The following is a 12,929-nucleotide window of genomic DNA, read 5'->3' on the forward strand; positions in this document are numbered from 1 at the left end:
TTATTTTTTCAAGCCGATATAGCGATTGGAGGAGTAACCGATGTCTAGCGCAATTTTTCCACTAGATGAATTCATGAAGTTGAATACAGAGGAACAAATCGAGCACCTGAAGCGTTGGAAGATGGACTACACACTAAAGGATATTCGAGATGCTTGGGGCTTCAAGCATTCCGCACAATATTATATGCTGCTGAAGAAGCTGCGTATCTACGAGCGTGTCGTGAACAAGTCTGACAAATTTTTCCCGGGCGAGGCAGTCGCTCCTGCTTTGTATGGTTCAGACCGTTTCGCGGCGCAAGCCGGTTACGGCGCTGCGAAGCAGCCAGGCGATCACTTCTCCTATCATCTGAATGTAACGCTTAGCGGTAACGAATTGGCAGAGAAATTAGAGCGTGCAGCACAGTTTCTGAAGGGCGAGGGCAAACAGGTAACGGTGAAATTGTCGATTGAGACGGTTGCGCCGACTGCGTCACCAGACCCAGAGTCGAGCGAGAACGAGCAATAAATGATACAGAAGACCGAGGCTTCATTAAGAGCCTCGGTCTTATTTTGTGTTGCGACAGAAATCTGTTGTTAATTGTAGAATAATGTTTATGCATGTTATAAAATGTAATTAAATATTTAATAATTTAAACTATTGGTTCCGAAGCTTGCCTAATTCGGATACAAGAGCCTCAACTTCCGAAATGCTGAAGGATGGTTTGGAAGCAATTACTTCATAAATATCCTTGATATCCTCATATCGGTTCAAGTCGAAGTGGTTTGGCTGCATAGCAGCGGCGGTTGCCATCTTCAGCTTGGATTTGATCTCGTCAATCATAAACGCCACATTGCTAATTGTCGGTTCGTTTAAGTTCATTTTCGTATCCCTCACTATTCCATCGTTTGATGTATTGTACCATGCCTTGTCGTTCATCGCCATTGAAGCACGATGGCCGATCCGTGATTGCGCAACAAAGAATACGTTTCCGAGTCTGCAGGAGAGAACAGGCCTCGTTAGAGGTTTTATCGGATTTAATGGGGCTTGCCGTTCATTGCTGATCCAATTGAAATCAAGTATCATGGATGAGGAATGTAGGAAAGGATCGGAAGCGTTATTATGGGAATTCGCAGTAGAAATCGAAAGCCGCAGCCTGCTCCCAAACGGGTATCCATAACAGTCGATGCGAACGGCATTCAGACGCTCCTTAGACCGGCTGCGGCAGAGCACAGGCTTGGCCGGGAAGTGGCATTCGTCTGCATCGGGACGGATTGCTCTACCGGGGATGCTTTCGGTCCATTAGTCGGCTCTGCGCTTCGGGCTCGGGGCTGGGACAATGTCAATGGCACGATGGAGCAGCCGCTCGATGCGAAACGGATTGCACAAGAAGGCATACAACCTCCGGCCAATGCGATCGTCATTACAGTTGATGCATGCCTCGGCAGACCTGAATCTATCGGTATGTTCGCCTTTGCGGAAGGTCCATTGAAACCAGGACAAGGGATAGGTTTGGATTTGGCTCCCGTTGGGGATTATTCCATTGCGGGCGTTGTCAATCGGCAAGGGCCAAGACCGTATCAAACCTTACAAGCAACTTCGCTTTACCTCGTGATGCGAATGGCGGAGTCGGCAGCTTCTGCGATTGATGCGGCGCTGCGAGGACACAACCTTAAATAGTGCAAGTCCAGGAGGAGTTATGATGAACCAGCAATCGATAGCAGATCGTTCAATTGATGTACATAATGGTACACTTACAATCGCATATGCGGATACGATGCCAGAAGGCGGTGCGGAGATCAATGTCGTACTGCTGCACGGATATTGCGGCAGCTCCGCTTACTGGGAACGGGTCGTGCCGCAGTTGTCTTCATCCGGCGCACGAATTATCGTGCCGGACACGAGAGGTCATGGCCGATCGTCGGCGCCTGTTTCGTCGGCGTATGCGATGGAAACGTTAGCGCAGGATGTGCTTGCGCTTATCGACGCGCTTCAATTGGAGCGAATCGTCCTGCTGGGGCATTCGATGGGCGGTTACACGGCGCTTGCATTTGCAGAGCAATATGCAGACCGTCTGCGCGCGTTCGGCCTCATTCACTCGACTGGACTGCCGGATAGCGAAGCCGCACGCGAGAATCGGGATCGTACGGTAAGCAAGATTGAGGAGCAGGGAATTCGCACGTTTGTTGAAGGGCTCGTTCCGAACCTGTTCGCACCGAATGCACCTGCTGATCTAGTCGCCCGCGCCATTGACATCGGATATGGAACATCCGCGCAAGGCGCGCAAGCTTCGGCGCTTGGCATGAAAGATCGCCCGGACCGCCGCAGCCTGCTGGAGACGTCGCAGCTCCCGCTGCTTCTTGTGGCAGGGGCGCAAGACGGCATTATTCCTGTGGAGCGGACGTTTACGACGAACAGACAAGGAGCAAGTCAAGTGCTGCTTCAGTCGGCGGGACATATGGGGATGCTCGAGGCTCCGGAAGAGCTAGCTGCAGGCATTCTTCAATTCGTAGCAACGATCTAGAAGGAGGCGCTTATGCTTCAGCGTGACTATATGATGCGCATGATCGAAAGCATGACCGAAACGCTTGGTCAAATGATGGGCTTACGCAAGCAGCAGAAGCAGGAAGAGGCGCTTGCGTTGTCCGGGGACCTGCTGGAGAAGCTGCTGCGGATGAAGCCGGAACTGGCCAGGAAGCTGTCAGCGGGCGATTTGATAAGTATGCTGGGCCAACGAGGAACGGCTGATCCTGAAGATTTGCGCGCGCTCGGTACATTGATGTCCGCGGAGGCTGACACATTCGAAGAGCTGGGACGCGAAGCGGAAGCTGCTGCGCTGAGAGGGAAGGCGCTCCATATGATGCTTGCGGCAGAAGTGGAAGAACAGGCGCATGCAAGCGTGCTGGCTGAGGAACTTGGCTTAACGGCAGGAGCCGTACAGCAGACAAGCGAGTCGGACACATCGCCGGACAAGTCGGACGAGGCAGCTCTATTAATGGAGCGGCTGGGCAACGCAAGATTGCCGCGAAGCACTGGACTGCTTGCGGCGGAAGTTTGCGAGCGCAGAGGCTGGTATGACAAAGCAGAGAACTACTTATACGCCATGTATGAAGATGGCGTTGGCAAGGCTGGCGATCTGAAAGATTTCTATACACGATTGTTGTTAAAGAGTGACGAACAGCTGGAGGCGGGCGGACTGCCCCGCGAAGAGCTGATGCTCGGCTTGGACGAGCTCGATCGATGAAGGAGTGAACGTAATAGCTTTATGGAACAATGGCGGTTAGATTTGATGCGTTGGGTGGATGAAGGATTGGTGCTGCAAGCGACGCTCAGTCAACTTCGCCGCAAAGATGGAGACGCACCTGCTCGCACGACGATTCGTCCTGTTCAATTGAAGGACGGGCTGCACTATCAATTCGAGTATCATTACCCGAACAAAGCGAAGCATGAGAATGTGCCTGCTGCGCAAGCGGGTGAGCGCATTGCTGAGTGGATCGATGCGAACTATCGGCAGGCGCTGTTCAAGACGAAGGAAGCGGACTATCAGATTCTGTTCAGCAAGAAAGGGAAGGCAGCTGTTCTCAAGAAGCCGGCTTCTGCGCAAGGTGCTGATACAGCAGACCATAATCGCAAGAAAAATCGTGTGCTGGATGCCCCTGCACCGTTCTTGATAGAGCTTGGCATCATGACGGCAGAAGGCAAAGTGAAAGACAGCAAGATGGATAAGTACCGTCAGATCAACCGTTTTCTTGAGATGGTGACCGATGTACTGCCGCATCTGCCGAAGGATCGTCCGGTCAAGGTAATCGATTTCGGCTGCGGCAAATCGTATCTGACATTCGCCTTGTATCACTTGCTCGTCATTGAGAAGGGCTACGAGCTTCAAGTGGTCGGTCTGGATTTGAAAGCGGATGTCATTGCGTTCTGTCAATCGCTCGCGGACAAGCTTGGATATGAAGGGCTCCAGTTCAGAGTAGGTGACATCGCCGAATACAATGAATCGGCTTCCGCCGACATGGTCGTAACGCTCCATGCATGTGATACGGCTACCGATGCAGCGCTTGCGAAGGCGGTTGGCTGGGGAGCGCAGGTTATTCTATCGGTGCCATGCTGCCAGCATGAACTGTTCCGTCAGATTGAGAACGAAAATCTGAAGCCGCTGCTCTCGCATGGGCTGCTGAAGGAGCGGTTCGCAGCGCTGGCAACCGACGCCGCTCGCGGAGCGCTGTTGGAGTCGGTCGGCTATAAAGTACAGATGCTCGAATTCATCGATCCGGAGCATACGCCCAAGAATCTGCTTATCAGGGCAGTAGCGGCCGCGGTGCCGGAATCCGTCAAGCGTCGCAAGTGGGACGAGTATGTTCAATACCGCAATATGCTGTCTATTGATCCTTATTTGGAGAAGGCGCTGGGTGAAGAGAGGCGTCCTCGGCCGGTAATCGAAGGTGAACACTGATGATTGGCGTTTGGATTGAATTTGCCAACTATTTGATCCTGCTTGTTCTCTTTGTCCTCGTATTCGTGCGCGGTTCCTTTACAACGCTGCATCGAATCTATTTGTTATTCCATATGTTCATGCTGAATTGGCCGCTTGGCCAGACGGTGCTCTATATGGCAGAGGCTCCTGATTACCGAATGTACATCATGAAGATTATGTTCGTCTGCTTGGCGGTATTGGGGTATGGCTGGTTCGTATTCGCGATCTTCCTGACCGGTCGATCTTACGTCTACAACAAGCCGAGGCTGTTATTCACTGCCATCCCGTCGATATTAACGGCCTGCATGGTGATGATTAATCCGTCCGATTGGTTTATCCAAGAAACGGGAACGCGGCTGACAGAAGCCAGTTATGGACCGTTGTTCTGGTTGCTCGTTGCTGTTCTCGGCGGCTATATGGCGCGTGCGATTGGACTTATGCGAGGAGCGATTCATACTGGCGGAGTTTCGGCGCAATTGCGCAAGCGATTACAAATGGCGCTGCGCGGGCTGATGTTGTTTTTGGTGTTCGGCGTCATTGATATTTTCGTTAATGTAATCTTCGAATCGAAGGGACATGTTGTGCCTGGCTTGATGTCGCTCGGGATGACCTTGAGCGGTCTTTACTTCGTCATCGCCATACAGCGCAATCGATTGTTCGATCTGGTGCAATTCGCGCAGCAGGACGTATTCAATTCGATGTCTTCCGGCATCGTAGTTGTCAACGAACAGGGCAATGTTGCCGATATTAATCGTGTAATGCAGCCGATCATGCCATTTCGCGTCGGGGACAAATTCGATATTCGTGCGATGCTCAGCACGATGCGGGCAGTATCCGAACAAACCGAGTTGTTCATTGAATGGCATGAGGCGAATTCGCCAGAACGTCTGGAGATGGAGGTGCTTGTTCCTTCATTCACGACTGCAAAGCGTCACGTCGTCGTTGTATCCGCGCCGATCAAAGCGAATAATGACGAGACGGCAGGCCGTATCATAACGATTCAAGACGTCACGGATTATCGGCTGCTCATGGAAGAGACGCGCAGGCAGAACGAGACGCTTCAAGTGCAGAATCAAGAGCTGCTCAAGATGCAGGATGAGCTGTCCGCAGCGAATCGCAAGCTGGAGCTGATGGCGGTCACGGACAGCCTGACGGGCTGCTTCAATCGCCGTTACCTGCTGAGTAGACTCGAGAACGAGCTTCCGTCGCTTGCGATGTACAGCAAGCCGGTCGCCGTGCTGCTATTTGATATCGACTTGTTCAAATCAGTGAATGATACGTATGGCCATTTGGCTGGGGACATGATACTTGTCCAGACAGCGGAGACAATCCGCACGATGCTGGGGCCTAACGATGTGTTGGCACGGTATGGCGGTGAAGAGTTTACGGTGTACATGCCCGGAGCCGATATGAAGCACGCGACGGAAGCGGCGGAACGGATTCGTAGAGCGGTGGAATGCAGTGAACTGCCATGGAATGAGGATATCGTTGAATGGAACCGTAGGTCCGAGCTTGAAGTGGCGGCTGGAAGCGAGTTTGGCGCCGGACAACGAGATGCCTGCGTCAAGAAGCTGTCTGTGACGATTAGTATGGGTGTAGTGGCAGATGAATCGCTGCAGCCGGCCAATGCGATTGAGTCGGCAGCGTACTTAAGACAGCTGTTTGCACGAGCGGACGAGGCGTTGTACATCGCGAAGAACGCGGGTCGTAATCAAGTGGTAAGCCGTCTTTTCGAGCATTAGTCCGAATTCATTAAATGATTTAGCGATTAACATGAGAGCGTAGTCATTAGGCAATAGGTCATGGTACAATAGATTGGTGTTCCATATTTTTTGGCATGAAGAAGGCGGGAACTAGTATGAAGAAGGTAAACATTCATCAAATTAAGCCTGGGGACAAGCTGGCTAAGCCGATCCTGCAGGACAATGGGAATGTTCTCCTAGGCGTGGGCGTTGAACTGAACGAACGGTTTATAGACAGACTTCGCAAGCTTGGCATCGATATGCTGTTCGTTGAGGACGCTTTTACCGATGACCTTGAGCCGCCTGAGGCAATTTCGGAAGCGACACGTCAAAAAGCGGTAAATGCTATCTATCAGACGATGGCTAATTTGAAAGACCAGAACTTCATGAAGGGCAAAGCGGTTGCTCCTGAGATGGGACGTCAACTGCGGCAGGTGTTCGGGGAAATTCTGAATGACGTCATGGTACGCGGCGATGTCATGGTGAATTTGACGAATATCCATACGACTGATGCTTACTTGTTCCAGCACTCCGTTAACGTTGCAGTATTGTCCGGCATTATCGGGATTGCCAAAGGCTACAATAAGATTCAATTGGAGGAACTCGGCATTGGAGCGCTGCTGTTTGATGTTGGGATGACGAAGGTTCCATCTGCGCTGCTGAACAAGCAGGAAGCGCTGACGGATGCAGAGCGTGCAATCGTAGAACGACACACGAATGATGGCTTTGATATTCTTCGTAAGCAGTATGATATTTCACTGCTTTCCGCCCATTGTGCGCTGCAGCACCACGAACGGTTCGATGGATCGGGATATCCGAGAGGCCTGAAAAGTGACGAGATTCATCTGTATGCCCAAATCGTTGGTCTGGCTGACACCTATGACGCGCTGACATCGCCGAGACCGCATCGCAAGCGTTACACGCCGTCGGAAGCGATTGAGTTTCTATTCGCAGCCGGCAACACGTATTTTGATTTCGAGCTGGTCAAGCTGTTCTGCAAGCATATTTCGGTTTACCCGATCGCTACGACCGTCCGGTTGAGTACAGGACAGATTGCAGTCGTATCCGCGAACAATTCGCTTGCGGTACACCGTCCGAAGGTGCGGGTTGTAGAGGAGCCGGATGGCACTCGTCCTGCGAATCCTTATGAAATTGACCTTAAGAACGAAATCAGCATTCTGATCGTTGAAGAATTGTAACTCGTCATCATACATCTAGATATAGCGCAAGAACTGAATATGTGGATATCGAACGATAATAGCAAACTTGTCGAAAGGCAAGGACGCAAAGCCATAGGGCCTAACGCTTGCATATGCGGCGGTTGGCAGCCTGGTTACCGAATTCGCTCCCCTGCAGGTAGATTTTGGAGCGGCTTCTTTTTGAATGCGGCTTTTTTTGTTTGCTTTTTTACGGAACATGTAAAGTGGCATCATCGTCTGCGAAATTAGAAGACTTGTATAAATCCATCATGTGTCCATCATTAAGGGGGTTCAGGTTAATGTCGATAAGGAGCGGGCAAGAGCTTCGCAAGAAGGACAAAGAGATGATTGCACCGAAAGCGCTTGTTCATAGCAGAACGATTGTGGAAAAACAGGACTATGTCACGACAGGCATCTCTACTTATGTAGAAGGTGAATTGCTTGGCATTGATCTGAATGAATACAAACGGTTCGAGCTAGGAGATTCCGTGCAGCTTACTTTTTATTCTCCTGTGGGCATTCACCGCCTCCAATCCACGATTATTGGCAAGGATGAAGGCTCGATCGCGGTTATTTTTCCGCCGAAGGCGTTTCAGTTTGTCGAGAAGCGGGAGAGTCCGAGGGTAGCGGTGAGGGCGGTTGGCAAGCTTCGTTATCCGAATGAAGAGTCTCCAGGACAGGAACGGAAACTGGAGCAAATGATTGCGCCGTCGAATGCAGGGGTGATGTCGGACGAGCTGCTTGCAGAGCTGGATGAGCTGCTTCAAGCAGCAGGCGTCGAGCAGGATGATTGGGCTGGCACGCCGATTCGAATTAGCAATATCAGCAACTCGGGTATCGGTTTCGTGATTGAACAGCCTACGGTTCCGATGATGGCAGGGGAAGAAGTTGAAGCAGAGCTCCGAATTGAGGGGCAACGGATTATTCGATGCAAGCTCTCGATTGTTCGTTCGGAGGCGACGCCGGAAGGACGATACTACGGTGCTCGTTTTGAAGGGCTCGGCGAGAAGGAACAACGTGCGCTTCGCGCTTATATTCTACGCGAGCAGGTCGGCGCGTTCTATACGAATCGTAGAAAACAATTGAAAAATACCAAAGGAAGCCGCTCAGACAACTGAGCGGTTTTTTCTTTTATACACCGCTCCCCGTGTTTCGGGGCTGTTTGTTTTGTTTCATCGATGTCCGCTGCGGCAATACTGCGTATCAGATGATGTGTGAATGCCGCTCAGGGAAGGAGATGTAAGGTATGAGGGTTCGAGGGAGCGATAACCGTGACAGAAGTAGTCGGTTTGCAGGAGGTGCGGCATCCGGGGCTGCCGTTGTTGGGGCTGGTGCGGCTATCATGCAGGCGGGGCTATACGGGAATAGTGCTGCTGTAATATTCTCGTTAGCTGCGGTGATTGGAGCGGCTAGTGCGGCATTAGTAATGGCTGTGCGTGCAGGCCGCCGAATCCAAGCGTCTCCGACTCCTATGCCCGGCGGGGCGAGCGGCGGACGGCATCCGGAGCGGCAGCGGGTCATGCATGTTGTGCTGCTATGCTTGTTCGGACTGGCGGGTATCAGTTTGCTGCAGCTGGTTGTTGGACATTCGCATCATTCTGCGGCATCGGCCGAGGCGTGTATACGCTGGCTTGGTACAGCAGGAATCGTCATGCTCCTGCACCAACAGCATGGGAAGCGGAAGCAGCAGGTCGTTACAGCTAATGTTGTGAGAGATGGTTCGCGGATACAGATTAGTCTGCTCGTAACGCTGGGCGTGTTGATTGGACCTGTCTCCATCGCAGGCTGGTTCGGTTTATTGCCCGAGCAGATCTCGCGAGGATTTCTGCTCGTTGAATCCGATATCCGCATCGCGAGCATAGGAATGAGGTTATCCGGATTTCTGCAATATCCGAATGCACAGGGCATCTTCGCGGCAGCTTTATTGCTGCTGCTGCTCGCGGTGTGGACGACGCATTCGGCGCATCGGCTTATGCTGTTTGCAGGCGCGTGTCTTCCTGCGCCGCTGCTGCTCGCGCTGCTGCTGTCGGAGTCGCGCGGCGCCGGGCTTGCCTGCGCCGCCGGCGCAGCCGCGGGCGCGCTGCTGCTGCGCGGCCGCAGGCTCGCGCTCTGGCTGGCCAGCGCAGGCTGGGCCAGCTTATGCGGCGCGCTCGCCTGCCGCATCGCGCTGGCGCCCGCGCCAGCCGCCGGCGCAGCGCGCGCTGCCGCGCTGCTCGGCTGCTTCGCAGCCTGCGCCGTGGGCCTCGCAGCCCTTCGCAGCAGGCTGCTCGCCCCAGGCGCGGCGCGGCAGGGCCGCGCGCTAGCTGCGAGCGCTGCGCTGCTCGCAGGCGGCCTCGCCGCGCTGGCTGCGCTGCCGCCAGCGCAGCTGTACGCGCGGCTCGGCGCGCATTACGAGACGGCGGCTTCGCGCGCGTCTCTATACCAAGAGGCGCTTCGCCTGTGGCGGGAAGCGCCTCTACTTGGCCGCGGCGGTGATACCTGGCGGCAGCTCGCAGGCCGACGGTTCGGCATCTACGAGGTGCACAGTGGGTACCTCGACATTTTGCTGAACGCTGGCCTGCTCGGGTTATCCATCATGCTGCTGATGCTCGCCGCATTGCTTATCGCGATCTGGCGGGCGGGCGAATATCGCATTCTGCTTGCGCCTATACTCGTCATGCTGCTGCACGCAGCCATTGATTTCGATATGAGCTATGGCTGCTGGTGGCTGCTGCTATTCGGGATAGCCGCGTACGGAATCGATGCCCGTGCGCGATCGGCTTTGCCTTAACATACTAGCCCCCGAATCAGTCGGAAAGGCTCGCATGACCTTAGCCGACGTGCTTCGGGTATTACGATCCAGCCCCGCCGTTCGGCCACTCGCTAGACGCCGAATGCAAGCCAGGAATGCTTCGCCTAACACTTCGCATTCAGGTTGACGTGCTTCGGGGTTTACGTTCCGGTTCTGCTGGCAATCTGACGCATCTCGGTGTTCTGCATATCCCGTCCCGCCGTTCGGCTGCTAGCCTCCGAACGCATGCCGGAACGCTTCGCATAACGCTGCCCGGTCAACCTCCCACAGCTCGGCGATTTCGGCGCTGACGTTCTCATCCCACCAGTCGGACAATGCTTTGCGATTGCTCTGGTGCTCGTGAATCCAAGGGAGATTAAGCGCTACCTTCTTGAAGTAGAGCTTCTCGGCCTCCTCCACCTTCTCCTTCGGAATCCATTTGTTCAACCGCTTGGCGGTGCGATACAGCTCGTTGCTGCAGGCTCTCTTGATTTTGCGAGCGGTCGGGTACCCGGTTGTATGCTTCTCGTTCGTGGGCCTCATACGACAACCGCCTCCTCTCTACGGCTATCGTATGCACCGATTTCACATGCGGACACTAGCCTTGAATGAGGGGTACGGCGATCTGCCTTTCAATTTTAATGTACGTAAATATACCCAACCATCGGGCCGTCGCTGCGCATATCCGCATGCGTCAGACACTTGATTTCATACGTACCGGCTTGCTCGGCGGTGAAGCGGACAACGGTTGTTTCGCCCTTCTTCACTTCGCCTTTCACGCCAAGCCCTTCGATGACGAACGGATGCGCGTCGCCGCTTATGCCGATGATTCGAAGCTCTACAGGAACGCCTTTCTTCACAACGATCGAGCCTGGATTGAAGATGTATGCCTCTAGCATCTTGCCATTGCGATCCGTCGTCTCGAACTCGCCGGTCACTAGCGTGAACACCTGCACGCCATCGGTTGGCGCAGCGGCGGCAGGCTCAACTCTCGTCAAGTGCACGCGCCAGAGCGCAGCAACCAATAACGTCATGACGAGAAAGGCTCCCGCGATCTGTAGATTTCTTTTCTTAATAACGAGAAATTTAGTCATGGAACTTCTCCTCCGCTTGTACGTATCTATTCGAGGCTAGTCTATGCGCAGGCCTGTCTGAACATGCCCCTTCTGGCACTTGGACTTGGCATGCTGGTATGCTAGAATACGAAGCAAGATAAGACATGCCTGTGGGAGAGGCGGAAGGAGAAACCATGCACGTATTGTCAGATGTGGTGGCGACGCTGCTAGAATGGATGAAGGATCTCGGCTACTTCGGCATTTTGTTCGGCCTAATGGTAGAGGTCATTCCGAGTGAGGTTGTGTTGGCTTATGCGGGTTATTTGGTCTACGACGGAAGAATATCGTTCCTGGGAGCAGTGATTTTCGGAACCCTCGGCGCTGTTCTTCAGAACTGGATTTTGTATGCGATCGGCCGATATGGCGGCCGGCCTTTCCTTGATAAGTACGGGAAGTTCCTGAAGATTAAGAAAAAGCATATCGATATAGCGGAAAGCTGGTTCGACAAGTACGGCAAAGGCATCGTTTTCACTGCCCGTTTTGTCCCTGTTATGCGCCAGGTTATCTCGATTCCTGCGGGTATGGCGCGCATGCCGTTCGGAATTTTCACTTTGCTGACGGCGCTGGCGTCGCTGCCATGGTCGATTCTGTTTGTTTACTTGGGACGTTCCCTTGGCGACAATTGGGACACCATCGAAGAGGAAGCTGGCAAGTATATTCATGAGGGCATTCTGGTTGCGCTTGGACTCCTTGTTGTTTATGTTGTGTTCAAAATTGTACGTTCCCGCAACAGCAAAAAATCATCTTAATATATCCCGACTTATAGCGGACATGGACCCGGCAGAACGGCTGAGACCATGTCTGTTTTTTTGCCTGTATCTCCCTGAATCTGCTACAATATTAGAGGACGTTCAAAAAGTCCGCTACCGATCACGAAGCATTACAAGAAAGGTATTCGGCGTCGAATCTTGGATGAAGCTGTGACTTCCGGTTCTCACGTAGCGCTACACTACGCTCCGATCCTCATTCCCGCTTGATCCAACCTTTTCGGTGCTGAAAACCGAACTTTTTGAACACTCAATAATACGAAGAATGACAACTATTTATATCGGATATGAAAGCGAGGTTCGCCATCATGGGTAAAAATGTAAGCGCGAAACTAGGTCAAGGCATTTCGCCGCAGCAGTTCATCGACGGCATGACCAAAAACCAAGAACAATTCCGTTCCATATACGAATCTTTCGAGTGGCCGAACGGGGATGACCGTACGTTTTTCGAATCGCTTAACGGACGCGATGACCTGCGCTGCCTCATTATTGCTGCGGATTGGTGCGGCGATGTCGTTCGCAACGTGCCGGTCGTATTCCACGCGCTTGCTGCAAGCGGAATGCCGACGGAAGTGCTCATTATGGAGCAGCACCTCGAGACGATGGATGAGTTTCTGACGATGGGCGGCCGTTCGATTCCGGTCGTTATTTTCGCTGATCAGCAAGGCGTTGTTCGCGGACAGTGGGGACCTCGCACGAAGCATGTGCAAGAACCGATGATCGCCTTCAAGCTGGCGAATCCGGATCGCGAAGCAGCGGACTATCAGCAGAACCTGTCCGAAGCGCGTACGGAGATTATGCGCCGTTATGGCGAAGGCGAAGGCATTAGCTATCAATCTGATATTATTATCGAGCTGCGTCAGCTGCTCTCTACGTTGTAAG

14 protein-coding genes and 1 riboswitch are annotated in these 12,929 nt (G+C 53.1%); of the genes, 11 read left to right on the forward strand and 3 right to left on the reverse strand.

All coding sequences use genetic code 11. The features are described 5' to 3' along the window. Nucleotides 1-40: 40 nt before the first annotated feature. The gene (locus SBI19_RS25250) at nucleotides 41-505 is read left to right on the forward strand and encodes a hypothetical protein (RefSeq protein WP_317972299.1); all 465 of its coding nucleotides are present in this window, start codon (nucleotides 41-43) and stop codon (nucleotides 503-505) included. A gap of 129 nt (nucleotides 506-634) precedes the next feature. Here SBI19_RS25250 and SBI19_RS25255 read toward each other — a convergent pair whose 3' ends face one another. Further along, on the reverse strand, nucleotides 635-859 hold the full coding sequence (locus tag SBI19_RS25255; protein WP_317972300.1) for a DUF1128 domain-containing protein: 225 nt from the start codon (nucleotides 857-859) through the stop codon (nucleotides 635-637). Between the two features lie 240 nt (nucleotides 860-1,099). Between SBI19_RS25255 and yyaC the strand changes: the two genes are divergently transcribed. From yyaC to SBI19_RS25295, 8 genes are all read left to right on the forward strand, one after another. Further along, nucleotides 1,100-1,657, forward strand: a complete 558-nt coding sequence (gene yyaC, locus SBI19_RS25260) for a spore protease YyaC (protein WP_317972301.1) — start codon at nucleotides 1,100-1,102, stop codon at nucleotides 1,655-1,657. A 19-nt stretch (nucleotides 1,658-1,676) separates the two neighbouring features. Next, entirely contained in the window at nucleotides 1,677-2,501 is an 825-nt protein-coding gene (locus SBI19_RS25265; RefSeq protein WP_317972302.1) for an alpha/beta fold hydrolase, read from the forward strand. A gap of 12 nt (nucleotides 2,502-2,513) precedes the next feature. Continuing rightward, nucleotides 2,514-3,221, forward strand: a complete 708-nt coding sequence (locus SBI19_RS25270) for a DUF6483 family protein (protein WP_317972303.1) — start codon at nucleotides 2,514-2,516, stop codon at nucleotides 3,219-3,221. Nucleotides 3,222-3,266: 45 nt separating this feature from the next. After that, on the forward strand, nucleotides 3,267-4,433 hold the full coding sequence (locus SBI19_RS25275; protein ID WP_317972304.1) for a class I SAM-dependent methyltransferase: 1,167 nt from the start codon (nucleotides 3,267-3,269) through the stop codon (nucleotides 4,431-4,433). Next, nucleotides 4,433-6,196, forward strand: a complete 1,764-nt coding sequence (locus SBI19_RS25280; protein WP_317972305.1) for a diguanylate cyclase — start codon at nucleotides 4,433-4,435, stop codon at nucleotides 6,194-6,196. Before SBI19_RS25275 ends, SBI19_RS25280 begins: the two co-directional genes overlap by 1 nt. A gap of 116 nt (nucleotides 6,197-6,312) precedes the next feature. After that, entirely contained in the window at nucleotides 6,313-7,395 is a 1,083-nt protein-coding gene (locus SBI19_RS25285; RefSeq protein ID WP_317972306.1) for an HD-GYP domain-containing protein, read from the forward strand. A 50-nt stretch (nucleotides 7,396-7,445) separates the two neighbouring features. Further along, a riboswitch (cyclic di-GMP riboswitch) is annotated at nucleotides 7,446-7,537 on the forward strand. Nucleotides 7,538-7,694: 157 nt separating this feature from the next. Beyond that, the gene (locus SBI19_RS25290) at nucleotides 7,695-8,513 is read left to right on the forward strand and encodes a PilZ domain-containing protein (RefSeq protein ID WP_317972307.1); all 819 of its coding nucleotides are present in this window, start codon (nucleotides 7,695-7,697) and stop codon (nucleotides 8,511-8,513) included. 128 nt (nucleotides 8,514-8,641) lie between these two features. Continuing rightward, a complete protein-coding gene (locus SBI19_RS25295; protein ID WP_317972308.1) occupies nucleotides 8,642-10,165 on the forward strand; it encodes an O-antigen ligase family protein in 1,524 nt (507 codons plus the stop codon). Nucleotides 10,166-10,396: 231 nt separating this feature from the next. Here SBI19_RS25295 and SBI19_RS25300 read toward each other — a convergent pair whose 3' ends face one another. Together SBI19_RS25300 and SBI19_RS25305 are read right to left on the reverse strand one after the other, a co-directional pair. Beyond that, a complete protein-coding gene (locus SBI19_RS25300; RefSeq protein ID WP_317972309.1) occupies nucleotides 10,397-10,708 on the reverse strand; it encodes a dehydrogenase in 312 nt (103 codons plus the stop codon). Between the two features lie 95 nt (nucleotides 10,709-10,803). Next, the gene (locus SBI19_RS25305; RefSeq protein WP_317972310.1) at nucleotides 10,804-11,259 is read right to left on the reverse strand and encodes a cupredoxin domain-containing protein; all 456 of its coding nucleotides are present in this window, start codon (nucleotides 11,257-11,259) and stop codon (nucleotides 10,804-10,806) included. Between the two features lie 155 nt (nucleotides 11,260-11,414). Between SBI19_RS25305 and uptA the strand changes: the two genes are divergently transcribed. Together uptA and SBI19_RS25315 are read left to right on the forward strand one after the other, a co-directional pair. After that, entirely contained in the window at nucleotides 11,415-12,029 is a 615-nt protein-coding gene (gene uptA / locus SBI19_RS25310; RefSeq protein ID WP_317972311.1) for an undecaprenyl phosphate transporter UptA, read from the forward strand. Nucleotides 12,030-12,355: 326 nt separating this feature from the next. Then, complete coding sequence (locus tag SBI19_RS25315) at nucleotides 12,356-12,928, forward strand: thioredoxin family protein (protein ID WP_317972312.1); 573 nt, start codon at nucleotides 12,356-12,358, stop codon at nucleotides 12,926-12,928. Nucleotide 12,929: the final 1 nt, after the last annotated feature.

It is taken from the genome of Paenibacillus sp. CCS19 (genome assembly GCF_033239625.1).
In the GTDB taxonomy this organism is placed as follows: Bacteria; Bacillota; Bacilli; order Paenibacillales; family Paenibacillaceae; genus Paenibacillus_T.

Bases quoted from the DNA above. Each gene is read 5' to 3' on its own strand.
- SBI19_RS25290 (WP_317972307.1), top strand. From the start codon at position 7,695: ATGTCGATAAGGAGCGGGCAAGAGCTTCGCAAGAAGGACAAAGAGATG.
- SBI19_RS25305 (WP_317972310.1), bottom strand. From the start codon at position 11,259: ATGACTAAATTTCTCGTTATTAAGAAAAGAAATCTACAGATCGCGGGA.
- SBI19_RS25250 (WP_317972299.1), top strand. From the start codon at position 41: ATGTCTAGCGCAATTTTTCCACTAGATGAATTCATGAAGTTGAATACA.
- SBI19_RS25285 (WP_317972306.1), top strand. From the start codon at position 6,313: ATGAAGAAGGTAAACATTCATCAAATTAAGCCTGGGGACAAGCTGGCT.
- SBI19_RS25265 (WP_317972302.1), top strand. From the start codon at position 1,677: ATGATGAACCAGCAATCGATAGCAGATCGTTCAATTGATGTACATAAT.
- SBI19_RS25295 (WP_317972308.1), top strand. From the start codon at position 8,642: ATGAGGGTTCGAGGGAGCGATAACCGTGACAGAAGTAGTCGGTTTGCA.
- SBI19_RS25270 (WP_317972303.1), top strand. From the start codon at position 2,514: ATGCTTCAGCGTGACTATATGATGCGCATGATCGAAAGCATGACCGAA.
- SBI19_RS25315 (WP_317972312.1), top strand. From the start codon at position 12,356: ATGGGTAAAAATGTAAGCGCGAAACTAGGTCAAGGCATTTCGCCGCAG.
- uptA (WP_317972311.1), top strand. From the start codon at position 11,415: ATGCACGTATTGTCAGATGTGGTGGCGACGCTGCTAGAATGGATGAAG.
- SBI19_RS25280 (WP_317972305.1), top strand. From the start codon at position 4,433: ATGATTGGCGTTTGGATTGAATTTGCCAACTATTTGATCCTGCTTGTT.
- SBI19_RS25275 (WP_317972304.1), top strand. From the start codon at position 3,267: ATGCGTTGGGTGGATGAAGGATTGGTGCTGCAAGCGACGCTCAGTCAA.
- SBI19_RS25255 (WP_317972300.1), bottom strand. From the start codon at position 859: ATGAACTTAAACGAACCGACAATTAGCAATGTGGCGTTTATGATTGAC.
- SBI19_RS25300 (WP_317972309.1), bottom strand. From the start codon at position 10,708: ATGAGGCCCACGAACGAGAAGCATACAACCGGGTACCCGACCGCTCGC.
- yyaC (WP_317972301.1), top strand. From the start codon at position 1,100: ATGGGAATTCGCAGTAGAAATCGAAAGCCGCAGCCTGCTCCCAAACGG.